Origin of the sequence: Streptomyces sp. 135, from assembly GCF_020026305.1 — a bacterium.
GTDB lineage: Bacteria > Actinomycetota > Actinomycetes > Streptomycetales > Streptomycetaceae > Streptomyces.
Genome location: NZ_CP075691.1, coordinates 8344350 through 8367847, shown reverse-complemented (window position 1 = coordinate 8367847; position 23498 = coordinate 8344350). Strand labels below are relative to the sequence as shown.

Sequence of the window (23498 nt, the reverse complement as noted above, 5' to 3'; positions counted from 1 at the left end):
CGGTCCAGGCCACCCCCGTCCCGTACGGCGTCACATCGGGCGCCCGGCCGGGGCGAACTTCTCGCGCCAGGCCAGCGACACGTACACGAGCCCGATGAGGACCGGGACCTCGATGAGCGGTCCGACGACACCGGACAGGGCCTGGCCGGAGGTCACACCGAAGGTGGCGATGGCGACGGCGATGGCGAGTTCGAAGTTGTTGCCCGCCGCGGTGAACGCGAGCGTCGCCGTGCGGTCGTAGGCGAGGCCGAGCGCCTTGCCCAGCAGGAAGGTGCCGAAGAACATGACGGCGAAGTACACCAGGAGCGGCAGCGCGATGCGGGCCACGTCCAGGGGCTGCGAGGTGATGGTCCCGCCTTGCAGGGCGAAGAGGATCACGATCGTGAAGAGCAGTCCGTAGAGCGCCCAGGGGCCGATCCTGGGGAGGAAGCCGGACTCGTACGTCTCGCGGCCGAGCCTCTTCTCGCCGAGACGGCGGGTGAGGAATCCGGCGAGGAGCGGGACGCCGAGGAAGATGACGACGTTCAGGGCGATCTTCCACATGGAGATGTCCAGGTGCTCCCCGTCGCCGAGGCCGAGCCACTTCGGCAGCAGGTCGAGGTAGAACCAGCCGAGGAGGCCGAACGCGACCACCTGGAAGACGGAGTTGAGGGCCACGAGCACGGCGGCCGCCTCGCGGTCGCCGCACGCCAGGTCGTTCCAGATGATGACCATGGCGATGCAGCGGGCCAGGCCGACGATGATGAGGCCGGTGCGGTACTCGGGCAGGTCGGGCAGGAACGTCCAGGCCAGCGCGAACATCACGGCCGGGCCGACGATCCAGTTGACGACCAGCGACGACACCATGAGCCTGCGGTCGCCGGTCACGGCGTCGAGCTTGTCGTAGCGGACCTTGGCGAGGACCGGATACATCATGACCAGCAGGCCGATGGCGATGGGCAGCGAGATGCCGCCGACCTCGGCCTTGGCGAGGGTGCCGCCGAGCCCCGGGACGAGGCGTCCGAGGCCGATGCCCACGGCCATCGCGAGGAGGATCCACACGGCGAGGTAGCGGTCGAGGGTGGAGAGCTTGGCGACGACCGAGACGTCCGCGCCGCCCTCGGGCGGTGATGTGGTGCCGGGGTCGGTGGCGGTCATCAGCAGGCCCGCTTCCGGTCGGTCTCGACGGTGGTGCGCGCGGCCTCGGCGAGTTCACCGAACGAGGCCGCGAGCGCCTCGATGACCTCGGGCTTCAGCTTGTAGTAGGTGAAGCGGCCGCAGGGCTCCGTCTCCACCACCCCGGCCTCACGCAGGACGCGCAGATGGTTGGAGAGGTTCGTCTGCCGGGCGCCCGTCTCCTCCACGAGGTGGGTGGTGCACAGGGTCTCGTGGGCGAGCAGGGTCACGATCTCGAGCCTGAGCGGGTCGGCGAGGACTCTGATCAGTTCAGTGTCGGCTGACGTCATCATGGGCTGATATTGTCACATCAGCAGCCAATGATGCGACCAGGTACAAGCAACAAGGCGCCGGGTACAAGCACAAGACAAGAGAGACCTCAGATGCCCCAGAAGCCCTCCGTCCTGTTCGTCTGCGTCCACAACGCCGGCCGCTCCCAGATGGCCGCCGCCTGGCTGGCCCACCTCGCGGGCGACCGCGTGGAGGTCCGCTCGGCGGGATCGGATCCCGGGCAGCGTGTGAACCCGGCGGCGGTCGAGGCCATGCGTGAGGTGGGCATCGACATCTCCGCCGAGACACCGAAGGTCCTCACCGTCGACGCGGTCGAAGAGTCGGACGTCTGCGTCACGATGGGCTGCGGCGACACCTGCCCCGTCTTCCCGGGCAAGCGCTACCTCGACTGGCAGCTCGACGACCCCGCGGGCCAGGGCGTCGCCGCCGTGCGTCCCATCCGCGACGAGATCAAGGTCCTGGTCGAGGGACTGATCGCGGAGATCGCGCCCGAGCGGACGGCCTGAACGGGACGCGCGTGTACCGCCCGGCCGCCCGGTCTCCCATGAGGCCTGCCCGCCCGAAGGGCAGGGCTCGGGCGTGGAGTTGTGGTCTCAGACCAGCGCGCGAGCAACCACCATGGTCAAGGCGATTCCGGCGGCCGCACCCAGGACCATGGCGGCGACAGCCGCCCTCCGGCCGACACCTGTTCGAGCGGGACGCTCGGCACGGCCTTGGACAGTACGGGTGCCACCGCGATGAGACCGAAGCCGACGCGAACAACGCGGGCACGCCGAAATCGGTACGCCGTGGCCGTCTTGAGCTGCTGCCCTCACCTGCCACGTCGCCCCCCGGATTCACTGATCTCGGCCGCCGGACGTGGCGGCCGCCGCTGTCGCCGCTCGCTCGAGCCTCGCACAGTGGGCTTCCCAGAAGGCCGCGTCGTGCGGCGCAGTGGCGTATTCGGCAGCCGTCCCTGTCGAGCCATCGAGCTGTTCGCGCAAGATGTCCGCGTGTCCGACGTGCCTGCCTGTCTCGGTGAGCATGTGCACCAGGACGGTGAACAGCTGCACGTCGGGACGCGGCCACCAGGGCACGAAGCCGGGAGAGTCGAGGGTCAGCGCGGCGATCGTCGCGTCCGAGTGCTCCCATACGCGGCGGTAGCGGCCTATGACCTCCTCCCGCGTCTCATGTTCGGTAGCCCACAGGTCGGCGCCGCGTTCCCCGACGTCGTCCCAGCGGGGCAGCGGTTCGGGGAACGGGCGGTCGAAGACCTCGCCGAGGTACCTGGACTCCCAGACGGACAGATGCTTGACGAGGCCGAGAAGGTTGGTCCCCGTCACGGTCAGGGGGCGGCGGATGTCGTACTCACCGAGCCCGTCGACCTTCCAGAGCATCGCCTCGCGCATCTGTCGCAGATCGCTGTGCAAGTACTCTTTCGCGAAGTCATCGATCATGGGGCCCGACCCTGTCACGCGCCGCCTGCGGGCTCAAGGCGTCATTCGGCGTCCCGCTCCGTCACTCCGGGTCGATGAAGAACTCCTGGGACAGCGCCGACGTACACGACTGGCGCATGAGCTCGACACCCTCCGCCGTGCCGCCGTCCACCATGCCCAGACACTGGCCCGTCGCCGCCTCCCGGATGCGGAAGCCGCCCGGCGCCGGGGTCTCGACCGGCTCGACCAGGAACACGCCGGCGGAGGCACAGGCGTCCCACGGTTCGAGCATGCCGGGGACCGGGCCGCCGTTCATGACGGTCAGACAGCCGATGCCGAATTCGGGGTGATGCCACTGGATGCGGTAGCGGCCGGCGCCGACCTCTTCGAGGTAGGTGCGCGGCGGGACCGCCTGGGCACACGCCCTCTGCACGGCGACGGCGCTGGGGTAGAGGCCCTTGCGGTCGCGGCCTTCGGTGACGCACAGCGAGGGCGCGCTCGCCGGGCGGATCTTCGCCCAGCCGAGCGGCGGGCCCTGGTACCGCTCCTGGGTGAAGACGGCACCGGGCTGGCGGTCACAGCCCCACTGCCGCAGCCGCGCCCCGTCGGCGGTGGAGGATTCGGTGATCTCCAGGCACTGCGGGGACGGAGTGACGGTCCTGGGCTGGAGCCAGACACCACCGTCGGTCTCGGTGAAGACGAAGCTCGCGCCGGGCTGGCTGCCGCAGGTCTGCTGCCGTACGAGGGCGCCGGCGGCGGGGCTGGAGTTCTCCACCGCCATGCACTTGCCGCTGTAGACATTGACGATCTGGTACGAACCACCGCCCAGGGGAGATGACTTCAGCGTCCACAGCGCGTTCTTGCGGCCCGCGCAACGGCGCTGTGTGATCACCTCCCCCTCGGTGGCGGTACCGACTTCGAGGCACATGCCGCTGTGAGTGGAGACGATGTTGATGTCCTGCACCGCCGTCGATGCCGCGCTCGCCATGCCCTGCGCGCCCACCAGGGCGAGGAGAAGGGCGACGGCGGCGAGCAGCGCGGCGGAGCGGGAGCACGGACGTCTGTGGCCTGGTCTTCGCATGAGCCGTCCCCTCGGGTGGGCCTGTGAGCCGGGCGTACCGGTAAGCCGGACGTACCGGATGTCGGCGGAGCGAGCGGAGCCTCGCACGGCGGGCTGACGTGAGCCTGACACTCAACTACCCGCGCAGGGACGGTCGCAGAGGGGCTCGGACTCGGAACTCATTTGTCAGCGGTACGTCAGTCCGCGCGGTCACCATCGGCCCCGTAGCGCCAGAGACGTACGGATCGGTCGACCGAGACGAGGGGTGTACGCGCCATGAGTGGAAGACCCAGGGGCCGGCTGCGTCGGCTTCGCGAGGCAGTGGGCCCACTGGCCGCCGCCGTGCTGGTGTGCGGGGCGCTCACCGCGCCCGCCGCCGCGGCGACCGCCGCGGATCCGGCGTGCTGGCTGCGTCCCAGCGAGCCGCACGTGGACTGGACCGGGATGAACTTCACCGGGGACATGTGGTGCGATCTCACCCCCGGCTCGGTGCGCATCCAGTCACGCTCGACCAGCCCGGTGGTGGGCAAGATGCTCTTCAGTCCGCGCTGGTTCGTGTGCTGGAAGGAGGGCTCCGACTACATGGGCAACAACATCTGGTACTACACCCAGGGCGATCAGGTCATGTCCTCCCCCACCGTCAAGGCGTGGGGCTACATGCCCGCGGTCGCGGTCAAGGCCCCTCAGCACCCCTTCCCCGGCCTCACGCAATGCCCCTGGTCGTGATGCCCGGCCCTCCCCCCGGAAACTTCCTTGTTCTTCCGGCACATGACGAGCCATCAGGAGTACGTCGTGAACAGGAGACCGTTCCTCCCGCGCATCCCGCGCCTCTCGCCCCGCGCGGCCGCCGTCGCCGCGGCCGTCGGCGCGCTGCTGTGTCTGCCGTTGTCGGCCGCTCCCGCGAGCGCCGGCGAGCGGGCCACCTGTTCCCTTCAGGAGGGCCTCGATCTGCGCGACACCATCGGCAACGCGTTCACCAAGGCGCTGTACTGCGACAACCTTCCGTCCGACGTGTACGGAAGGCCCTCCTTCGACGCCCCGATCACCGGGTGGCTGCGCCTGACGCCGTCCTGGTTCACCTGCTACACCATCGGGCCGAGGGACACCCAGGGCAACAACGTCTGGTACTACACCCAGGGCGACCAGGTGGGTGAGCTGCCCCGCATCAAGGGCTGGGGCAACGTCCCCGCGGAGGTCGTCAAGATCCCCTCCACCATGTCTCACCCCGTCGCCGGGCTGCCGCGCTGCCCCTGGTACTGACAGCCGCCCCCGATCTGTCACGCACCGCCGCACCACCCGACCCGGCCGGCCCGGGCCGGGCCCAGCAGGCGCCCACCGGGCGCGAGGAGGAGACCCGATGAAGAACGGACGCACGATCCGTACGGCCGCCGCGGTGGCCGTGGCCGCCGCCGCGCTGGCGATGTCCGCCACAGGCCCCGCCACCGCCCGCGCACCGCAGCGCGCGGCGGCCGCCGAATGGCGCCTGTGCATGTACCTGGGCGGACACACCACCCTCCAGATGGGCAGCACGGGAGAGGCCGTACGCCACCTCCAGTGCATCCTCAACGAGGTCTACCGCTACGTGAACGTCCCCATGAACGGCGTCTTCGAAGAGGTCACCAAGGCGTCGGTCGAGCACCTGCAACGGCAGTTCGCCCTGCCCGTCACGGGCGTCGTCGACGCCGCCACCTGGGGTGCCCTGCACCCCTGAGCGATCCGCGTGGCCGTACAGGTACGGGGCCGGGACCAGGGCAGGGAGCGACCCCGCCCGGTCACGGCCCCCGTGTCACGCCAGTGGCGCCGGACGACGTGGCGCGTAGGGGACACCCGGCGACACCCGGCCGACGGGCCGTACGGAGTCGCTGCTCCACACCTCGATGCCGCGGCTGCGGCACCGGCCGCACGACGCGTCTCGCCGCCCAACAGGCGCACGCCGGACGCGTCGTCGGCGTCGACCTGTCGGCGCCGATGCTGGCACGCGCTCGCCATGACGCCCTCGCGGAAGGCCTGGACAACGTCACCTTCGAGCAGGGTGACGCCCAGGTGCACCCCTTTCCCGCGGGCGGGTTCGACGTCGTCATCAGCCGCGGTGGCGTGATGTTCTTCACCGACCTCGTCGCGGCCTTCGCCCACCTCAGGACCGCTCTGGCACCGGGCGGCCGGCTCGCCTTCCTCACGCCCCGGCCAGGGGGCCCGGACAGCGCGTACGCCCGGGCGACCGCCGCGCTCTCACCGCATCTGCGCGAACCATCCCCGGCGGCGCGCGGCATGGGGTCGCTCCCCGACCCCGCCCGCATCCGCGACGTGCTCGCCGCCGCCGGTTTCGCCGACATCGGCGTGACCCCCGCCGAGGCCCCCATGACCTTCGGCTCCGACGCGGACGACGCCACCGACTTCCTCTTCGCCATGGGCCCGACGCGCCACAACCTGCGCGACACCGAACACACGACCGTGACCCGCGTCCGCGCCGAAGTACGCGATGCGCTCACGGAGTTCGAGACGGCGGACGGCGTACGGATCCCCGGATCCGTCTGGATCGTCACCGCGTCGCGGAGCGCGGCCGGGGCGGACGGGCCGGCTCCGGCGTGATGCGCGGGGGCTAGTCGCCGCACATCTCCCAGGGGTCCGGGGTCCCGTGGGAGAGGACCAGGCCATACGACTCCGGGACCTCGCAGTCGTTCTGTTCCGTCCACTGATAGGCCAGCACGGTCCAGATCACGACCGCGACCACCGCCACCACACCCGGCACGCTCCAGCGGGACCGACCCTCAGGGCCACCCCTGTCGTCTTGGCCCGGGCCGCCGGGGGGAACCTTGGGCGGTTCCCATCCCGGCCCGTTGTAGCCCGGGGGCCGCCACCCTTCCTCTTTGTTCGGCATGCCCATCAGTATCCAAGCGCGCCCCGCACCGCACCATGCTTGCGCGAATATTCCAACCGCATTGTGTGGCAGGGGTGTTGGGGAGACGAGCGGCTTCACTTTTTTCGCGCCGTCAGCTGGAAGAGGCGGGCGGTGTGCATGTAGGGCGGGCGTGCGGTCGTGGCGAGTTCGAGCTGCTCCAGCCGGGCGTAGAACGCCGGTTCGTGCTTCCGTGCGTCGTCGGTGATGTAGTCGCAGAAACCGCGGATCCCGTAGTGCCGCACGTCCTCGCAGCCGAGGGTCCGCAGTACGGGGGTGATCTCCTCGGCCGTGTGGAGCCGCAGCGCCATGTCGAACGTCTGCGTACGGGCCCGGTCGGTGTCCAGTGCGGCCAGCGCGGCCGCGGGGTCCATCTCGCGGACGGCGGCGGTCAGGGCGGCCGAGTGCCGGTTGATCGCCATGACGGAGAACAGACCGCCGCACCGCAACGGAGCGAGAGCCGCGGCGAGAGTGCCCGGCACGTCGTCCACGTACTGGAGGAGGTTGTGGCACAGCACCACGTCGAACTCCCCCTCGGCGAGGTCCGGCGGCAGAGCGGTGACGTCGGCGTGCACGCAGGTGATCAGCTCCGTCAGGCCCGCCGCGGCGGCCCGTTCGGTCGCGGCGGCGAGCATGGCGGGGGCGTGGTCGACGACGGTGACGCGGTGCCCGCGCGCGGCGAGACGCACGGCGTCACCGCCGTCGCCGCCGGCCAGGTCGAGTATGCGCAACGGGGGGCCGTCGCCGCCCAGGTGACGGAGTAGGTTCGCCTCGGCGATCGCGTAGCGCAGACGGCCCCAAGGGGCGTCCTGCCACTCCTGCCACTTGGCCATGGCGGTGTCGGACTTCTCGGTGGCTCCAGACATCCGGTGACGATAGCCGGGTTGCCTGTTGGGCCGGGTCGGGCTGTTGCGGCCGGGTCGGGCTGTTGGGGTCGGGCCGCACGGCGCGGCGCGGTCAGCGCAGGTCGAGGCGCATCACGACGCGGGGGTGACCGGCGAGGACCGAGGTCGTGTCGGCGGCGTGGGTGAATCCGGCACGTTCGAAGTTCTTCCTGATCCCGGCGTACGCCATCGTCAGGTCCACCTTGGCTCCGCCACTGCCGCCACTGCCGCCACGGGCACTGTTGTCAATGGGGTACGCCTCGATCGCGGGCGCTCCCTGGGCCCTCGCCAACTCGACCGCCCCGGCGATGAGGACGTGCGAGATGCCCTGCTTGCGGTGGCCCGGCCGTACGCGGATGCACCACAGTGACCAGACCGGCAGGTCGTCGACGTGCGGGATCGTACGGCTGCGCGCGAACGAGGTGTCGGAGCGCGGTGCCACGGCCGCCCAGCCCACCGGTTCGTCGCCGTCGTAGGCGAGCACGCCCGGCCCGGGCCCCGTGCGGCACAGCTCGGCGACGTAGGCTCCGCGGGCCGGACCGCGGAGCTCGTTGTTGAGCCGGGAGGGAATCCGGTAGCTGAGGCACCAGCACACGTTGGCGCCGGGCGACTTCGGGCCGAGCAGGGCACGGACGTCCTCGAAGCGCGAAGCCGGGCGGACTTCGATGGTCACGACACCACGATGGCATGGTCGGCCTTACCGTGAGCTGTCCCTGATCGGCGCCAGGGCCACCGCCCCGCGCCGGGATGTCACTTTGTGTTACCCTCAGACGTTTGTGCGCGCGTGACGGCCGATGCTCCTGCCCCGCAGGGGTCGCGGCGTTCGTCGACCGCTCGCCCTGCTGCCAGCAACCACCATCCTGCCGGGCCTTCCTCGGTATGTTCCCCTGCGGAAGGCTCTTCATGAAGCGTACGGACCGCCCCGGCACCACCGGCACCGCCACCGGAGTCCCTGGCGACGGCCTCGACGGCTCCGCCCCGGCCGCGCCCGCGATCACCTCCTTCGCCGATCTGGAACTGCCGGCCGCGGTCCTGCGCACCCTCACCGAACAGGGCGTGCGCGAGCCCTTCCCGATCCAGGCGGCCACACTGCCCAGCGGCCTCGCGGGACGTGACGTCCTGGGGCGCGGCCGCACCGGTTCCGGCAAGACGCTCGCCTTTGGTCTGCCGCTGCTCGCGCGCACCGCCGGGCGCCGCGCGGAGCCGAAGCAGCCGCTCGCCCTGATCCTGGTGCCGACCCGCGAGCTGGCCCAGCAGGTCACCGAGGCGCTCACGCCGTACGCCGACGCGCTCCGGCTGCGCATGGCCGCGGTCGTCGGCGGCATGTCGATCGGCCGCCAGATCGCCGCGCTGCGCGAGGGCGCCGAGGTCGTCGTCGCGACTCCCGGCCGCCTCCACGACCTGATCGAGCGCAAGGCCTGCCGCCTCGCGCGGGTCCGGATCACGGTTCTCGACGAGGCCGACCAGATGTGCGACATGGGCTTCTTGCCGCAGGTCACCGACGTGCTCGACCAGGTGCACCCCGACGGTCAGCGGATGCTGTTCTCGGCCACCCTGGACCGCGACGTCGACCAGTTGGTCGAGAGCTACCTCCACGAGCCCGTCGTGCACTCCGTCGACCCGTCCGCGGGCGCGGTCACGACGATGGACCACCATGTCCTGGTCGTCCACGGCCCCGACCGGTACGCCGTCACCACCGAGATCGCCGCCCGCGAGGGCCGCGTCCTGCTGTTCCTGGACACCAAGCACTCCGTCGACCTGCTCACCCGGCATCTGCGGGCCAGCGGGGTGCACGCCGCGGCGCTGCACAGCGGCAAGTCGCAGCCGCAGCGCACCCGGACCCTCGCGCAGTTCAAGAACGGGCAGATCAGCGTCCTGGTGGCGACCAACGTCGCGGCCCGCGGCCTGCACATCGACGACCTCGACCTCGTGGTGAACGTCGATCCGCCCACCGACCCCAAGGACTATCTGCACCGCGCGGGCCGCACCGCCCGGGCCGGCGAGTCCGGCAGCGTCGTCACGCTGGTGCTGTCCGGCCAGCGCCGCGAGATGAGCCGGCTGATGTCCGAGGCCGGGGTAGAGCCGACGGTCACCAAGGTGCGTTCGGGCGAGGCGGAGCTGAGCCGGATCACCGGGGCCAGGGCCCCTTCCGGCACGCCGCTCGACGGTGGTTCCGCCGCGCCCCGGCCCAAGAACGTCAACGCCCCCTTCCGCGGCCTCGGCACCAGCAAGGACGCCTCGCGCGGCACGGCCGGCAAGTCCCGCAAGTCGGGCGAGGCCCGCAAACTCGCGGAGGCCCGCAGGGCGGCCATGGTCCGCCGGGGGCGCTGAGGCGTCCCGCCGGGGCGCCTACTATCCCGCCGGGGCCGCTGGCGTCCCGCCCGGCCGCCGGGGTGCCAGCGTCCCGCCGGAGGCACTGACGATCCTGCCGGAAGCGCTGAGCGTCCCGCCCGAGGCACTGAAAGCCCTGCGGGAAGCGCTGACCACCCCGCCGGGGGCACGAGCGTCCTACCAAAGGCACTGAACGTCCCGCCTCAGGCGCTGAACGTCCCGCCAGGGGAGCTGAGGCATCCCGCCGGAGGCGTTTACCATCTGGGCGCAAGCACTGAACGCCCCGCCGAAGGCGCTGAGGCATCCCGCCGGAGGCGCCGACCATCCGGCCGAGGCACTGAACGCCCCGCCCAAGGCGCTGGCGATCCTGCCGGAAGGCCTGAACGTCCCGCCCGAGGCACTGAAGGTCCCCCCGAGGCACTGACCACCCCGTCGAGGACGCGAGCGTCCCACCGCGGCCCTGACCACCCCGCCGGGGGCGCCGAACGTCCCACCAAAGGCGCTGAACGCTCCGCCAGGGGCGCCGAGGCGTCCCACCGAAGGCGTTTACCATCCCGCCGCAGGGACTGAACGCCCTGCCGGAGGCACTGACGATCCTGCCGGAAGCCCTGAGCGTCCCGCCCGAGGCGCAAGTGTCCCGCCCGCATAGCATCCCGCCAAAGGCGCAAGCGTCCCGCCCGAGGCACTGACCGGCTCGCCCGAGGCGCTGAAGGTTCCGCCGGAGGCGCTGCCCACCCCGCCGGAGGCGCGTCCCACCAAGGCGCTGACCATCTCGCCGCAGGCACTGAACGCCCCGCCAGGGGCGCTGAGGCGTCCCGCCAGGGGCGCTGAGGCGTCCCGCCAGGGGCGCTGAGGCGTCCCGCCAGGGGCGCTGAAAGCCCCACCCAAGGCACTGAACGCCCTGCCGCAGACGCCGAACCCCCCGCCGCCGGAGGCCAACTTGCCCTTTCGGCAAGAAAGCTTCCGGCACCGCGAGGGCGTCCGCACAGTGGGCGCATGACCACCTCAGGAAGCTCTGACTCCACGCCCAGGGCCGGCAGCGGCGTCGCCGTCCGGCCGCCGGCCGCTAACCCGCGCGACGCCGAGCCGTCCGAAGACGCCCAGCGGTTCTGGGACAAGCGGTACCGCGGCGGTACGCAGCCCGGCCGCGGCCGGCCCAACGCCGTGTTCGCCGAACTCGTCGCCGGCCTGCCGACCGGCAGCGCCCTCGATCTGGGGTGCGGCCCCGGCGGTGACACCCTGTGGCTGGCGGGGCGGGGCTGGACCGTGACCGCCGTCGACATCTCACCCACCGCGCTGGCGGGCGTGCGGGCCGAGGCGGCCGCCGCCGGGCTGGAGAAGCGGATCCGCACCGAGCACCACGATCTGAGCGTGTCGTTCCCGACGGGCCGCTTCGACCTGGTCTCGGCCCAGTTCCTCCAGTCGCCCCTCGCCTTCCCCCGGCAACGAGTGCTGCGGCAGGCCGCCGAGGCGGTCGCCCCCGGCGGCCTGCTGCTTGTCGTCGAGCACGCCTCGGTTCCACCGTGGGGCCGCGCGGCCCATCCGGACGTGGAGCTGCCGACCGCCGCCGAGACGCTGGCCGGGCTCGCCCTGGCGGAAGGCGAGTGGACGGTCGAGATCGCGGAGCCCCGCTGCCGGGAGGCGACCGGACCCGGCGGGGAGACCGCCACCCTGGACGACAACGTCATCGCGGCGCGTCGTCGGCGTTGACCCGGCCCCCCTCACCCCGCCGCCCGGCTCCGACCGGGTGACGGCGACCGGCCCGGCCGTGGCAGACCACGGCCGGGCCTCCCGCCGCCAGACTGGGCAGGGCCCACCGCAGCCGCACTTCCGGAGCCCTCATGCCCCAGCCCGCCACCGGACCGACCGAAGCGAACACCTTCCCGGCGCTGTGCGCTCACACGCACCTGTTCCCGGGCGCCCGCTGCCGCCTCCAGGGGCTGCCCGACCCGCACGCGTTCACCGCCGCCCCCTGGTCCATCGGCGTGGACCTGCGCTTCTCCGACGACGCGGCCGCCGCCGCCGAACTGCGCACCGGCGGGCCGGATGGCCCCGTGCTCGCCGTGCCGCCCTACACCACCGGCGCGGGCACCCGTATCGGCGAACGCGCCTGGTTCGTAAGGGAGTTCACGTGGGTGGACGGCGAGGTCGAATTGAGGATCGGCGGCCACGCCTGACACGCTCGCCTCACCCAGCCGTGGCGCCGCCGGCCGCGGAGGGCCCGTACGCTCCTCCTCCCCATGGAGGAGGCGACGCCCGCAGGCGCGTCGGCCGCGAGTCTTGCTCCGTTCCCGAGATCGGGTGCGGAGATCCCAGACACGTGGCTACCTTCGCGCGGCCGCCGGCGCCGGTGCGGCCAAGGCGCCCGCCGACGGTGACGACGGCGCCTCCTTCATGCCCGGCATCGAGGCGCAGAAGGCCTTCGACCTGATCGGGGACCGCTTCCCCGGGCCGGACACCGACGGCGCCACCGCACGGATCGTGTTCATCGCCCCGACGGCCAGAAGGTGACGGCCGCCGACCATCGCGCCGCCATCGACGGCTTCGTCGCGAAGGCCGCCGAAGCCCGCAAGTGGCCAGTGTCGTAAGCGACACGGGCGCTCATCACCCGTTTCCTGGCCACGCCCGAACGACGACGCCCCGCCCGAACGCCTCGCCACCCTCACCGAACGGGAACGCGAAGTCATGGCGCTGGCCGCCCACGGCAGGTCCAACGCCGACATCGCCGACCACCTCGTCCTCAGCCCGTTGACCGTACGCAGCCACATCCAGCGGACCATGACGAAACTGCATGCCCACGACCGCACGCCCCGGGGCTCAGCCGCGTTCGCGGAGGTACGCCTCCAGCTCCGCGGCCCCCGTCAGCATCGCCCGCGCGCGGGCGGAGAGCCTGCCGTGCCAGTCGCGCAGGGCGGTCTCCAGCGGCTCCAGGCCGCCGGCCGCCCGCACTTGGGCGATCAGCGGGGCGATCTGCTCCAGGAGGTAGCCGCCCCGCCTGAGCTGGTGGGCGAGGCGGGCGTCTCGTACGTCGGCCTCGTCGTAGACGCGGTAGCCGGTCCGGGCGTCACGGCTCGGGCGCACCAGCCCGGCGCGCTCCCATGCGCGCAGCGTCGCGGGCCGGATGCCGAGTCTCCCGGCCAGCGGCCCGATGAACGTGCCGCCGGGCGCGGACAGCGCCGGTTCGGAGACGGTGGCGGGGTCCAGATCGCGCAGGGCGCTCTCCACGGCTCGTAGGGTCCTGCGGTCTTCGAGGAGTTGGGCGTGGCTCTCGTCGATGAGGCGGAACGCCTCGTCGGCCGCTCCCTCGTTCACGGCCCGCATGATCGACGCGGCCGTCCGGTGGCCGTGGCCGGGCACCAGGGCGAGGAACGCGCGCAGGGCCCCCGCGTGCAGCGGCGTGTAGGTGCGGTAGCCGTGGGCCGTGCGGTCGGCGGCCGGAAGGATGCCGGCCTCCTCGTAGTTCCTGACCGCCTGCGTGGACAGGCCGTGCCCGCGCGCCAGGTCGACCGGCCTGAGCCGCACGCCGTTTTGAAGGTTTCTCCCCATGACCTCGCCCGATGCCGCGAAAAGTTTCAACCGAAGGTTCAACGATACCGTTGAGGTCATGGCTGACACCGCTGAGACCGCTCACATCGCTGACATCGCTGATATCGCTGACATCGCTGACACCGTTCATGCCGTCGACGCCGCCGCCGTCATGAGGCTGCTCCCGGCCCGGCCGCGGCTGCTCGCCCTGGGTGAGCCCACTCACGGCGAGGACACCCTGCTCGACCTGCGCAACGAACTCTTCCGGCAACTCGTCGAGGAGGAGGGCTACCGGACGATCGCGATCGAGAGCGACTGCGTGCGGGGCCTGATCGTGGACGAGTACGTCACCTCGGGCGCCGGGACCCTGGACGAGGTCATGGAGCGCGGGATGAGCCACGGCTGGGGCGAGTTCGCGGGCAACCGCGAACTCGTGCGCTGGATGCGGGAGTTCAACGACGGCCGGCCCGCGTCGGACCGGCTCCGCTTCGCCGGCTTCGACGGCCCGCTGGAGATCACCGGTGCCGCGAGCCCCCGGGAGGCCCTCATGGCGCTGCACGGCTACCTCTCCGACCGGGTGGACCCGGACCTGCTGCCCTGCACCGTGGAGACGCTCGACCGTCTGCTCGGCGCCGACGACCGGTGGACCGACCCGGCGGCGATGCGGGATCCGGCCCGTTCCGTCGGACGGTCGGCCGAGGCACGCCAACTGCGGCTGCTCGCCGACGATCTGGAGGCGCTTGCCGACGCGCAGACACCGCACCTCCTCGCGGCGTCCACCCGGGACGACTGGGAACGGGCGTGCCTGTACGGACGCACCGCGACCGGCCTGCTGCGCTACCACCACTGGATGGCGGACACCTCACCGGCCCGCATGACCCGGCTGGTGAGCGCGCGGGACCAGATGATGGCGCACAACCTCCTCGCCGTCGCGGCCCGCGGCCCGGCGCTCGTCCATGCCCAGAACTCCCATCTCCAGCGGGAGAAGAGCACGATGCGCATGTGGCAGGGGCCGGTGGAGTGGTGGAGCGCCGGTGCGCTGGCGAGCGCCCGGCTCGGCGACGAGTACGCCTTCGTGGCCACCGCGCTCGGGACGATCCGGCACCGGGGTGTGGACGTGCCGCCGCCGGACACCGTCGAAGGGCTCCTGTACGCGCTCCCGGAGGAGCGCTGCGTCATCGACGCCCGGCGGCTGGCCGCCGCCCTCGGCGACGTGCCGCCAACGCCGCGCGTGTCCCCGTGGTTCGGCTACGCCGCGCTCGACCCGGCGCACCTGGCGGGCAGTGACGGCCTCGTGTTCGTCAAGGACGTCGGCCCCGGAAGGTGAGTCCGGCCGCCGCACTTCTGGAGCCGCGCCTTTCCACCCGTCATCCGCTTAGGTTAGGCTCAGCTAAGTGACCGATGCCCTTCGAACACCTCGCCCTGTCACGGTTCCGCCCGGCCATGGCCCGGGCAGCGAACAGGAGCGAAGGACGACGCCCTCCCTGCCTGCCCCCGACACTTTCGCCGCCCCCTTCACCCCCTCCACCGACAGCGGGGAGGCTCTGCGGGCGCCCCGGCTCCAGGAGTTCCGGGGCAGCACGGTGGTGATCAAGTTCGGCGGCAACGCCATGGTGGACGACGAGCTCAAGCGGACGTTCGCCCGGGACGTGGTGGAGCTGTTGCGCGCGGGCCTGCGCCCGGTCGTCGTGCACGGCGGCGGTCCGCAGATCAGCGCCCTGCTGGACCGGCTCGACCTGGAGGTCCGCTTCGAGGCGGGGCTGCGGGTGACCACTCCCGAGGTCATGGACGTGGCCCGGATGGTGCTGACCGGCCGCGTCCAGCGGGAGCTGGTGGGGCTCATCAACCGTCACGGGCCGTACGCCGTGGGGATGTCCGGCGAGGACGCGCACACCATGACCGCCGTGCGACGTGCCGCCTGGGTGGACGGCGAGCCCGTGGACATCGGGCTCGTCGGCGACATCGTCGACGTGAACGCCGACACCCTGACCGCCCTCCTCGACCAGGGCCGCATCCCGGTGATCTCCCCCATCGCCCGGGGGGCGGACGGACAGGTCTACAACATCAACGCCGACCTCGCGGCGTCCGCGCTCGCGGTGGCACTCGACGCCGAGAAGCTGGTGATGCTCACCGACGTCGAGGGCCTGTACGCGAATTGGCCGCACAGCACCGAGGTGATCGAGCACCTGACGGCGCACGAGCTGGAGAAGCTCCTGCCCGAGCTGGCGAGCGGAATGCTGCCCAAGATGGAGGCGTGCCTGCGGGCCGCCCGGGCGGGCGTACGCATGGCGCACGTACTCGACGGCCGGGTTCCGCACGCCGTGTCGCGGAGGGTCTTCTCCGGTGTCCGCCACGGCACGGTCGTGGTTCCGGAGCGGGAACAGGGCGGCGCCTGACCGGCGACAGACGCACTGAAGGGCGCCTGTATGTGAACAACTCCGGCTTCCGGGCCGGGGTTCACAAACAGGCGCCCTTCGCCTCTGCCTTCACCTCCGCCTTCGCCTTCGCCTTCACCGCGAGGCGGTCAGAGGGTTCGGGCGAGGACCCGTGAATTGCGGGCGGGGTCCAGCGAGTCGGCCCAGGCGCGCGGCGCCAGTTCCGCCGCGGTCGGCGCGAAGCCGTGCCGGAGGAAGAGCTCTCCCCCGCCGGTCGTCGCGGTGAACAGGGCGCACAACGACCGGGCGTCGGCCTCGGTCAGCGCCGCGCGCAGCAGGGCGACACCCACGCCTCGCCCCTGACTGCGCGGCGCTACGCAGAAGTTGTAGAGGACGCCGGCCGGCCCGCGGCCCTCGTCCGGGTCGGCGGGATGGACGCTCACCCCCAGACAGCCGTCGAGGGTGCCGTCGTAGGCCTCGACGACCAGGAAGTCGGTCGCGTCGGAGGCGTAGAGCGACAAGGGGCGTCGACGCAGCGCTCCCGAGCGGACGAACGGCCGGGACAGCGCCTCAAGGGCGACGGCGTCTCCAGAGCGCGCGGAACGCACGGCGAGCGGGGCGAGCGGGGCGGGCGGGGCGGCGCACGGCGACGGTGCGCCGAGGCGTGGGGCAGCCGTGGACAACAGGTTCCCTTCCTCCAGATCAACTAAGGTTAGCCTGCCCTAAGTGAACCCTCAAAAGCCAGTCGGGGGCACCTGAGCCACCGTCAAACCAGAGGAATTCAGGAGATTTCAGCGCGGCCGTCGACGTATGTCGCCACGACCTCGATGTCGCCGATGCGTGACGTACTGACGCTCTGCGGGTCGTCACCCAGCACGACCAGGTCCGCTCGCTTGCCGGGAGCGAGGGTGCCCGCGCCGTCGTCCCAGTGACAGGCGAAGGCGCCGCCGACGGTGTACGCGCGCAGGGCCTCGTCGACGGTGATGCCCTCGTCGGGGCCGATCACCTGTCCCGACTCCGAGGCGCGCTCGACCATGAACTGGACGGCCCGCAGCGGCGATCCGTCCGTGACGGGCCGGTCGGAGCTGCCCACCAGGGTGACGCCGTGGTCCAGGAACCCCTGGCCACGGTAGAGCCAAGGGGCCCGGTCCTCGCCCATGATCGCGGCGTAGTCGTCGCCGAAGTACCGCAGGAAGTTCGGCTGCACCACGGCGCTCACGCCGAGCCGGGCGAAGCGGGCGAGCTGGTCGGGGCGGATCAGCCCGGCGTGTTCGATCCGGTGGCGCGCGGCGGGGCGCGGGTGGGTCCGCTGGGCCCGTTCCAGCGCGTCGAGGGCGACGTCGGCGGCGCGGTCGCCGATCGCGTGGACGGCCAGCTGCCACCCGGCGAGGTGGCCGGCCACGATGGTGTCAGCGAGCGCCTGCGGGTCGTCCTGCAACTGCCCTGTGTGGCCCGTGCCGTGGTCCGTGTCGTCGTAGCCGTGGTAGGGGGCGGTGAGCGCGGCGGTGCGCGCCATCATGCCGCCGTCGGTGTAGACCTTGAGTGCGCCGATGGAGAGCCAGCCGTCGCCGAAGCCGGTGCGCAGACCGAGGTCGAGGGCGCGGGGGGTGTGGTCGGCGTCGGGCAGTGCGACGGGGTGCAGGGCGTCCGCGGCCACCATGAGCTGGACGCGCAGCGGAAGTCGGCCCTGCTCCCTCGCCAGTTGGTAGGCCGCGAGCTCGGCCGGGCTGTGGCCGAACAGGGAGCCGCCGATGCCCGCTTCGGCGCAGGCCGTCACGCCCTCCGCGCGGCAGGCCCGGGCGGCGTGCGCGATGGCGTCCGCGAGTTCCTGCTGCGTGTGCGGCGGGCGGAGCGCGCGTGCGGCACCCATGGCGCCCTCGGCGAGGAAGCCGTTCTCGTGGGGCACGTCGGCGGGGAGCAGGTCCAGGACCGCGCTGTTGACCACGCATCCGTGTCCGGAGTCGTGCAGCAGGAAGATTCTGCGTCCCTGGCCGACCCGGTCCAGCTCGGCGGCGGTCAGATGCCGTCCCAGCGCCCGCTGGTCGTACCCGACGAGGGATACCCAGGCGTCCGGCGACGACTGCCGCGAGACGGCGCGGGCCACGACCGCGAGCACGTCCTCGACCCGTTCGCAGGGCGCCACACTCGGCGTACCCGCCTTCAGTCCCGTCCACACGAGATGGACGTGGCTGTCGATGAACCCGGGCAGCACCGTGGCGCCTTGGAGGTCGACGACCTCGCGGGCGGGCAGCGAGGTGACCGCGTCGTCGAGGCCCACGATCCTCCCCCGCCAGATCCCCACGTCATGGGCGACGGGGTGGGCCGGATCCATGGTACGGAAGCGGGCGTTCGTCAGGCGCGTGGAGAGCATCGGGGGCGGTCCGTCCTAGCTGGTCTCGGCCATCGCGGCGACGGCGGGCACGTCGTCCCGGGGGTCATCGGGCAGGTGGCGGCGGGGCGCTGCGGGCACCACCAGCGGGGTGCCGGTCTCGGGGTCGTCGATGATGCGGCAGGGCAGCCCGAACACGTCCTCGATGAGGTCGGCGGTCACGACGGTGGCCGGGTCGCCCTCGGCGGCGACCGTGCCGCCGGCCCGCATCACGATGAGGTGAGTGGCGTAGCGGCAGGCCTGGTTGAGGTCGTGCAGGACCGCGACGACCGTGTTCTTCTTGCGGGCGTGCAGGTCGGCGCAGAGGTCGAGGACCTCGACCTGGTGGGCGATGTCGAGGTAGGTGGTGGGTTCGTCGAGGAGCAGGATGGACGTCTGCTGGGCGAGGACCATGGAGAGCCACACGCGCTGGCGCTGCCCGCCGGAGAGGTCGTCGACGGGGCGGTCGGCGAGTTCGAGTACGCCGGTCTGGCGCAGCGCCTCGGTGACGGCCGCCTCGTCCTCGGCGGACCACTGCTTGAGGAGGCGCTGGTGCGGGTAGCGGCCGCGGGCGACGAGGTCGCCGACCGTGATGCCGCCGGGCGCGGTCGAGGACTGCGGGAGCAGCCCGAGGCGGCGTGCGACCTCGCGCGAGCGGTACGAGGCGATGGCCGCGCCGTCGAGATAGACCTGGCCGGAGCGGGGCTTGAGCATCCGCGCGAGGGCCTTGAGGAGCGTGGACTTGCCACAGGCGTTCGGCCCGATGATCACGGTGAAGGAGTGGTCGGGTATGTCGACGCCCAGCGAGGTGGCCACGGTCCGCTGGTCGTAGGAGAGCGTGAGGTCCTCGGCCCGCAGGCGAGGCGTGGGCCGGGGCGTGGGCTTGGTCGTTGCAGTCATGCGCGGCTCTTTCGCGACTCGGTGATCAGCAGCCAGATGAGGTAGAGCCCGCCGATGGTGCCGGTCGCCGTACCCACCGGCAGCAGCGTGGGGGCGAAGACCCGCTGGGCGAAGAGGTCGCTGCCGGCCAGCAGCAGCGCGCCCATCAGGGCGGCGGGCAGCAGCGAGGGCCCGGAGGACCTGGTCAGCCGGCGGGCCAGCTGCGGCGCCGCCAGGGCGATGAACCAGATGGGGCCGGTGACCGCCGTGGCGAAGGCGGCGAGCGCGACGCTGATGACGAGCAGTGCCGTGCGCGTGCGCGGCACGTTGACCCCGAGGGCCATGGCGGTGACGTCGCCCATCTCCACCATGGACAGGCGGCGGGAGAGCAGGAAGGCGAGCGGGAGCAGGACGAGCACCGCCAGACCGATGGCGTTCGCGTGCTGCCAGCCACGGCTGTTGAGGCTCCCGATCAGCCAGGCCTGAGCCTCCAGGGCCTCCTGCCAGGTCGCCCGGGTGATGAGGTACGAGTTGACGGAGAGCAGCAGGGAGCTGACGCCGATGCCGACGACGACCAGCCGGAAGCCCTGGAGTCCTCGGCCGAGCAGGAGCAGGTAGATGGCGCCGGCGGTGAGGAACCCGCCGATCAGCGCGCCGAACGCGATCTGCGCCATGCTGCCGTGCAGCACGGTGATGACGACGAGCGCGCCGACGGCCGAGCCGTTGGTGAAGCCGATGATGTCCGGGCTGCCCAGGGAGTTGCCCGTCAGGCTCTGCAGGATGGCGCCGCTGACCGCGAGGGCCGCGCCGACGCAGAGCGCGGTCAGGAGGCGGGGCATGCGCAGGGTGTTGACGATGAAGTCGGCGCCGGGCGAGCCGTTGCCCGTCACGGCCTTGAGGACTTCCCCGACGGACAGTTCGAAGTCGCCGGTGGTCAGCGTGACGAGCATGACGGTGATCAGCGCGGCGAGCATCACGCACGTCACGGCGAGGACCCGCCCCTGGACCCGTACGGAGGGGCCTCTGCGCCCGGCGCGGAGCACCGTTCCGCTGATGACCGGACGCGGCCGCCCGGCGCTCTTGCCGCCCGCTTCCGGGGACTTCTCGTCTGCGGGAGCGCCCGCCTCGCGTACAGCACTCACAGCATGGCCAGCTTTCGACGACGGCACAGCGCGATGAACAGCGGTGCGCCGATGAACGCGGTGATGATGCCCACCTGGACCTCGCCCGGCGAGCCGAGCACCCGGCCGAGCACGTCCGACCCGATCAGCAGGACCGGCGCGAGCAGCATCGAGTACGCGAGGACCCAGCGCTGGTCGGGGCCGACGATGAACCGGGCGACGTGGGGAACGGCGAGGCCGACGAAACCGATCGGTCCCGCCGCCGCGGTGGCGGCGCCGCACAGCAGCATGACCGCGAGGGCGCCGAGCAGCCGGGTCCTGCCGACGTTCAGCCCGAGGGCCCGGCCCAGTTGGTCGCCCATCGCCAGGGCGTTGAGGGACGGGGCGAGGCAGAGCGCGATCAGCAGGCCGACGGCGACGAAGGGGAGGATGGCGTAGACGACTTCGAAGTACCGGCCCGAGAGCGAGCCCACGTTCCAGAAGCGGAACTGGTCGAAGGCCTCGGGGTCGAGCAGCAGCACCGCGGAGTTGAAGGCGTACAGGACCGCGGTGACGGCCGCGCCCGCGACGACCAATCGGTCGGGGGTGGCCACCTTGCGTCCCGAAGTGCCCAGCAGATAGACGATGACCGAGGCGACGGCGGCGCCGATGAAGGCGAACCACACATAGCCGAGCACCGAGCCCACGCCGAGGAAGGCGATGGCCACCACGACTCCGGCGGCGCTTCCCAGGCTGATCCCGAGCAGGCCGGGGTCGGCGAGCGGGTTGCGGGTCAGCGCCTGCATCAGCGCTCCGGAGAGGCCGAGTGCCATGCCGACGAGGAGCCCCAGGAGCGTTCTGGGGATGCGGTAGTCGTGGATGATGATCGACGTCTCCGACCCGTCGGGGTTCCAGAGCGCGCTCCAGGTCGCGGTGAAGGGAATTCCCCTCGTACCCACCCAAATGCTGAGCAACGCGACAAGGACCAGGGCGCCGAGCGCCACGAGCAGGCCCACGCCCCGCAGGGCGTTCACGGTCCGGCCCGCTCCGGGTGGGGCCGCGACGGCGGCTCGGCCTTCGGACACCGCCCGGGTTTCGACCGACAACGACAACTCCCCCTGGCGGCAGTTCGGGCGTCGTACCGCGTGAAGGCGCGGCGCGCACGGCAAGTTGAGACTTAGGTGAGCCTAACCGAACGCATCCGGCCCGGTCAACGCGCGGGTCTTCACCGCGAGATGGACCCGCGGTCACGATAGGGACGCGAGATCGGGGACACGAGGCCGGGGACGCGAGACTGGGACGCGAGGTCGAGGACGCGAGGTGGCGACAGAAGGGCACCACCTGTTTAGAGTAGCCTTACCTAACCCATATGAACATCGTCGCGGAGGGCCGCATGCCAGCTGGAGCACCAACCGGGGGGCACGTCCTCCGCAGGGCGATCAGGGGGCAACGACGCCGTATCGTCGCCGCCTCCCTGCTCGGCATGACCCATCAGGGATGCGAGGCCCTGGTCCCCGTGGTCATCGGCGTCGCCATCGACACGGCCGTGGCGACCGGCGACTCCGGGGCCCTGCTGCGCTGGCTCCTCGTGCTCGCGGTCCTCTTCTTCGTGCTGTCCACGTGCTACCGCAACAGCGCGCGGATCACCGAGGGCGCGGGCGAACAGGCCGCGCACGAGCTGCGGCTCGAACTCGGCGCCCGGGTCCTCGACCCGCGCGGCGGCTCCGACGCCAACCGGCTGCCGGGCGCGCTCACCAGCATCGCCACCAACGACGCCCGCCGGGTGGGATCCGTGGCGACGGTCCTCACCTACGGCGTGGCGGCGGTCGCCGCCCTGGTCATCAGCGCGGTGGCGCTGCTCAGGATCTCCGTCCCGCTCGGTCTGCTCGTCCTGCTCGGCATCCCGCCCCTGCTGTGGCTCGGGCACCGCATCAGCCGGCCGCTGGAGCGCCGCAGCGAGACCGAGCAGGAGCAGGCCGCGCACGCCTCCGGCGTCGCCGCCGACCTGGTCTCGGGGCTGCGGGTCCTCAAGGGCATGGGCGCCGAGTCGGCCGCCGTGGCCCGGTACCGCACGACGAGCCAGGACTCCCTGGCCGCCGCGCTCAGGGCCGCCCGCAGCCGGTCCGGCCACGAGGGCGCCGTCCTCGCCCTGACCGGTGTCTTCATCGCGGTCATCGGTGTCGTGGGCGCCTACCTCGCCATGCGCGGCAGCATCAGCGTCGGCGAACTGGTGGCGGCGGTCGGCCTCGCGCAGTTCCTGCTCGGCCCTTTCCAGCTCCTCACCTACGTCAACGCCGAGTTCGCCCAGGGCCGCGCCTCCGCGCGGCGGATCGCCGAGGTACTGGCCGAGCCCGCCGCCGTGGAGGGCGGCGAGGACACGCCGTCCGACCGGGCCGCGGGGCACATCCGGCTGCGCGGGGTGACGCTCGGCACGCTGCGCGCGGTGGACCTCGACATCCCGGCGGGCAGCCTGACCGGCATCGTCACCAAGGACCCGGCCGTGGCCAACGACCTGCTGCACTGCCTGGCCAGGGAGTCCGACCCGGCCGACGGCATCGTCGAGCTCGACGACGTACCCCTGACCGCACTCGACCCGGACGGGCTGCGCCGCGCCGTCCTGGTCGCCCACCACGACGCCGATCTGTTCGAGAGCAGCCTTTTGGACAACGTGCGGGCGGGCACGGACGACAAGACCGGAGCCTCGGCGGTCGACACCGCCCTCACCGCCTCCGCGGCGGACGAGGTGGCCCGGCTGCTGCCCGACGGCGCGGACACGGTGCTCGCCGAGCGCGGCCGGTCGCTGTCCGGCGGACAGCGCCAGCGCGTGGCGCTCGCCCGCGCGCTCGCCGCCGACCGGCCCGTCCTGGTCCTGCACGACCCGACCACCGCCGTGGACACCGTCACGGAGTCGCGGATCGCCGCCCGGCTGCGTGACGCCCGCCGGGGCCGCACCACCCTTCTCATCACCACGAGCCCGGCGCTCCTCGCGGTCACCGACCGCGTGATCGTCCTCGACGAGGGCGCCGTGTCGGCCGAGGGCCGGCACGCCGAACTCGTCGCCGCCGACGAGGCGTACCGAGCGGCGGTGCTCGCATGACATCCGCGTACGCGAGCGAGACACAGAATCCGGCGGAGCCGGGGAAGCCGGCAGGGACAGAGCCGGCGGAACCAGGGAAGCCGACAGGGACACAGAATCCGGCAGGGACAGAAGAGACAGCC

Annotated in this window: 25 protein-coding genes and 1 pseudogene; 13 read left to right on the top strand and 13 right to left on the bottom strand. The window is 72.1% G+C overall.

Annotated features, from left to right (window positions below):
• Window positions 1-30 precede the first annotated feature (30 nt).
• Together arsB and KKZ08_RS36645 are read right to left on the bottom strand one after the other, a co-directional pair.
• Window positions 31-1137 (bottom strand): ACR3 family arsenite efflux transporter, encoded by a 1107-nt coding sequence (gene arsB / locus KKZ08_RS36650; protein ID WP_223778543.1) that lies wholly within the window; start codon window positions 1135-1137, stop codon window positions 31-33.
• A complete protein-coding gene (locus KKZ08_RS36645; protein WP_223778542.1) occupies window positions 1137-1448 on the bottom strand; it encodes a metalloregulator ArsR/SmtB family transcription factor in 312 nt (103 codons plus the stop codon). The genes arsB and KKZ08_RS36645 overlap by 1 nt, the downstream gene beginning before the upstream one ends.
• A 90-nt stretch (window positions 1449-1538) precedes the next feature.
• Here KKZ08_RS36645 and KKZ08_RS36640 point away from each other — a divergent pair, with 90 nt between their 5' ends.
• Window positions 1539-1952 (top strand): arsenate reductase ArsC, encoded by a 414-nt coding sequence (locus KKZ08_RS36640; RefSeq protein ID WP_223778541.1) that lies wholly within the window; start codon window positions 1539-1541, stop codon window positions 1950-1952.
• Between the two features lie 330 nt (window positions 1953-2282).
• Here KKZ08_RS36640 and KKZ08_RS36635 read toward each other — a convergent pair whose 3' ends face one another.
• Both KKZ08_RS36635 and KKZ08_RS36630 read right to left on the bottom strand, forming a co-directional pair.
• Window positions 2283-2882 carry a DinB family protein gene (locus KKZ08_RS36635; RefSeq protein WP_223778540.1) on the bottom strand — a complete coding sequence of 200 codons (600 nt, stop codon included), beginning with the start codon at window positions 2880-2882 and terminating at the stop codon, window positions 2283-2285.
• A 61-nt stretch (window positions 2883-2943) separates the two neighbouring features.
• A complete protein-coding gene (locus KKZ08_RS36630; protein WP_223778539.1) occupies window positions 2944-3942 on the bottom strand; it encodes an RICIN domain-containing protein in 999 nt (332 codons plus the stop codon).
• Between the two features lie 255 nt (window positions 3943-4197).
• Here KKZ08_RS36630 and KKZ08_RS36625 point away from each other — a divergent pair, with 255 nt between their 5' ends.
• The 4 genes from KKZ08_RS36625 to KKZ08_RS36610 all read left to right on the top strand — a co-directional run bounded on the left by KKZ08_RS36625 (window position 4198) and on the right by KKZ08_RS36610 (window position 6510).
• Entirely contained in the window at window positions 4198-4647 is a 450-nt protein-coding gene (locus KKZ08_RS36625; protein ID WP_223778538.1) for a hypothetical protein, read from the top strand.
• A 66-nt stretch (window positions 4648-4713) separates the two neighbouring features.
• The gene (locus KKZ08_RS36620; protein WP_223778537.1) at window positions 4714-5181 is read left to right on the top strand and encodes a hypothetical protein; all 468 of its coding nucleotides are present in this window, start codon (window positions 4714-4716) and stop codon (window positions 5179-5181) included.
• A gap of 97 nt (window positions 5182-5278) precedes the next feature.
• Window positions 5279-5632 carry a peptidoglycan-binding domain-containing protein gene (locus KKZ08_RS36615; RefSeq protein WP_223778536.1) on the top strand — a complete coding sequence of 118 codons (354 nt, stop codon included), beginning with the start codon at window positions 5279-5281 and terminating at the stop codon, window positions 5630-5632.
• Between the two features lie 83 nt (window positions 5633-5715).
• Window positions 5716-6510 carry a class I SAM-dependent methyltransferase gene (locus tag KKZ08_RS36610; protein WP_223778535.1) on the top strand — a complete coding sequence of 265 codons (795 nt, stop codon included), beginning with the start codon at window positions 5716-5718 and terminating at the stop codon, window positions 6508-6510.
• Window positions 6511-6520: 10 nt separating this feature from the next.
• Here KKZ08_RS36610 and KKZ08_RS36605 read toward each other — a convergent pair whose 3' ends face one another.
• The 3 genes from KKZ08_RS36605 to KKZ08_RS36595 form a co-directional block, all read right to left on the bottom strand.
• Window positions 6521-6670, bottom strand: coding sequence for a hypothetical protein (locus tag KKZ08_RS36605; RefSeq protein ID WP_223778534.1), 150 nt, complete (start codon window positions 6668-6670; stop codon window positions 6521-6523).
• A 224-nt stretch (window positions 6671-6894) separates the two neighbouring features.
• Complete coding sequence (locus tag KKZ08_RS36600; protein ID WP_223778533.1) at window positions 6895-7683, bottom strand: methyltransferase domain-containing protein; 789 nt, start codon at window positions 7681-7683, stop codon at window positions 6895-6897.
• Window positions 7684-7774: 91 nt separating this feature from the next.
• Complete coding sequence (locus tag KKZ08_RS36595; protein WP_223778532.1) at window positions 7775-8374, bottom strand: GNAT family N-acetyltransferase; 600 nt, start codon at window positions 8372-8374, stop codon at window positions 7775-7777.
• A gap of 230 nt (window positions 8375-8604) precedes the next feature.
• Here KKZ08_RS36595 and KKZ08_RS36590 point away from each other — a divergent pair, with 230 nt between their 5' ends.
• The 5 genes and pseudogenes from KKZ08_RS36590 to KKZ08_RS36570 form a co-directional block, all read left to right on the top strand.
• A complete protein-coding gene (locus tag KKZ08_RS36590) occupies window positions 8605-10032 on the top strand; it encodes a DEAD/DEAH box helicase (RefSeq protein ID WP_223778531.1) in 1428 nt (475 codons plus the stop codon).
• A gap of 996 nt (window positions 10033-11028) precedes the next feature.
• A complete protein-coding gene (locus KKZ08_RS36585; protein WP_223778530.1) occupies window positions 11029-11742 on the top strand; it encodes a class I SAM-dependent methyltransferase in 714 nt (237 codons plus the stop codon).
• A 131-nt stretch (window positions 11743-11873) separates the two neighbouring features.
• On the top strand, window positions 11874-12209 hold the full coding sequence (locus KKZ08_RS36580) for a hypothetical protein (RefSeq protein ID WP_223778529.1): 336 nt from the start codon (window positions 11874-11876) through the stop codon (window positions 12207-12209).
• 124 nt (window positions 12210-12333) lie between these two features.
• On the top strand, window positions 12334-12543 hold the full coding sequence (locus tag KKZ08_RS36575; RefSeq protein WP_223778528.1) for a hypothetical protein: 210 nt from the start codon (window positions 12334-12336) through the stop codon (window positions 12541-12543).
• A 77-nt stretch (window positions 12544-12620) separates the two neighbouring features.
• Window positions 12621-12837 (top strand): annotated as a pseudogene (locus KKZ08_RS36570) (helix-turn-helix transcriptional regulator); the annotation flags it as partial.
• Between the two features lie 12 nt (window positions 12838-12849).
• On the opposite strand, the gene KKZ08_RS36565 reads toward KKZ08_RS36570, so the two are convergent.
• Window positions 12850-13578, bottom strand: coding sequence for a TioE family transcriptional regulator (locus KKZ08_RS36565; protein ID WP_223778527.1), 729 nt, complete (start codon window positions 13576-13578; stop codon window positions 12850-12852).
• Window positions 13579-13636: 58 nt separating this feature from the next.
• Between KKZ08_RS36565 and KKZ08_RS36560 the strand changes: the two genes are divergently transcribed.
• On the top strand, window positions 13637-14884 hold the full coding sequence (locus KKZ08_RS36560; protein ID WP_223778526.1) for an erythromycin esterase family protein: 1248 nt from the start codon (window positions 13637-13639) through the stop codon (window positions 14882-14884).
• A gap of 217 nt (window positions 14885-15101) precedes the next feature.
• The gene (argB, locus tag KKZ08_RS36555) at window positions 15102-15953 is read left to right on the top strand and encodes an acetylglutamate kinase (RefSeq protein WP_223779337.1); all 852 of its coding nucleotides are present in this window, start codon (window positions 15102-15104) and stop codon (window positions 15951-15953) included.
• Window positions 15954-16081: 128 nt separating this feature from the next.
• Here argB and KKZ08_RS36550 read toward each other — a convergent pair whose 3' ends face one another.
• The 5 genes from KKZ08_RS36550 to KKZ08_RS36530 form a co-directional block, all read right to left on the bottom strand.
• Window positions 16082-16615 carry a GNAT family N-acetyltransferase gene (locus KKZ08_RS36550; protein WP_223778525.1) on the bottom strand — a complete coding sequence of 178 codons (534 nt, stop codon included), beginning with the start codon at window positions 16613-16615 and terminating at the stop codon, window positions 16082-16084.
• A 98-nt stretch (window positions 16616-16713) separates the two neighbouring features.
• Window positions 16714-18303, bottom strand: coding sequence for an amidohydrolase (locus tag KKZ08_RS36545; protein WP_223778524.1), 1590 nt, complete (start codon window positions 18301-18303; stop codon window positions 16714-16716).
• Between the two features lie 15 nt (window positions 18304-18318).
• Window positions 18319-19200: an ABC transporter ATP-binding protein gene (locus KKZ08_RS36540; protein ID WP_223778523.1), complete on the bottom strand. Its 882-nt coding sequence runs from the start codon at window positions 19198-19200 to the stop codon at window positions 18319-18321.
• Window positions 19197-20321 carry an iron chelate uptake ABC transporter family permease subunit gene (locus KKZ08_RS36535; protein ID WP_223778522.1) on the bottom strand — a complete coding sequence of 375 codons (1125 nt, stop codon included), beginning with the start codon at window positions 20319-20321 and terminating at the stop codon, window positions 19197-19199. The genes KKZ08_RS36540 and KKZ08_RS36535 overlap by 4 nt, the downstream gene beginning before the upstream one ends.
• Window positions 20318-21385, bottom strand: a complete 1068-nt coding sequence (locus tag KKZ08_RS36530) for an iron chelate uptake ABC transporter family permease subunit (protein WP_223778521.1) — start codon at window positions 21383-21385, stop codon at window positions 20318-20320. The genes KKZ08_RS36535 and KKZ08_RS36530 overlap by 4 nt, the downstream gene beginning before the upstream one ends.
• Window positions 21386-21672: 287 nt before the next feature.
• Between KKZ08_RS36530 and KKZ08_RS36525 the strand changes: the two genes are divergently transcribed.
• Window positions 21673-23376, top strand: a complete 1704-nt coding sequence (locus KKZ08_RS36525) for an ABC transporter ATP-binding protein (protein ID WP_223778520.1) — start codon at window positions 21673-21675, stop codon at window positions 23374-23376.
• The last annotated feature ends 122 nt before the right edge of the window (window positions 23377-23498 follow it).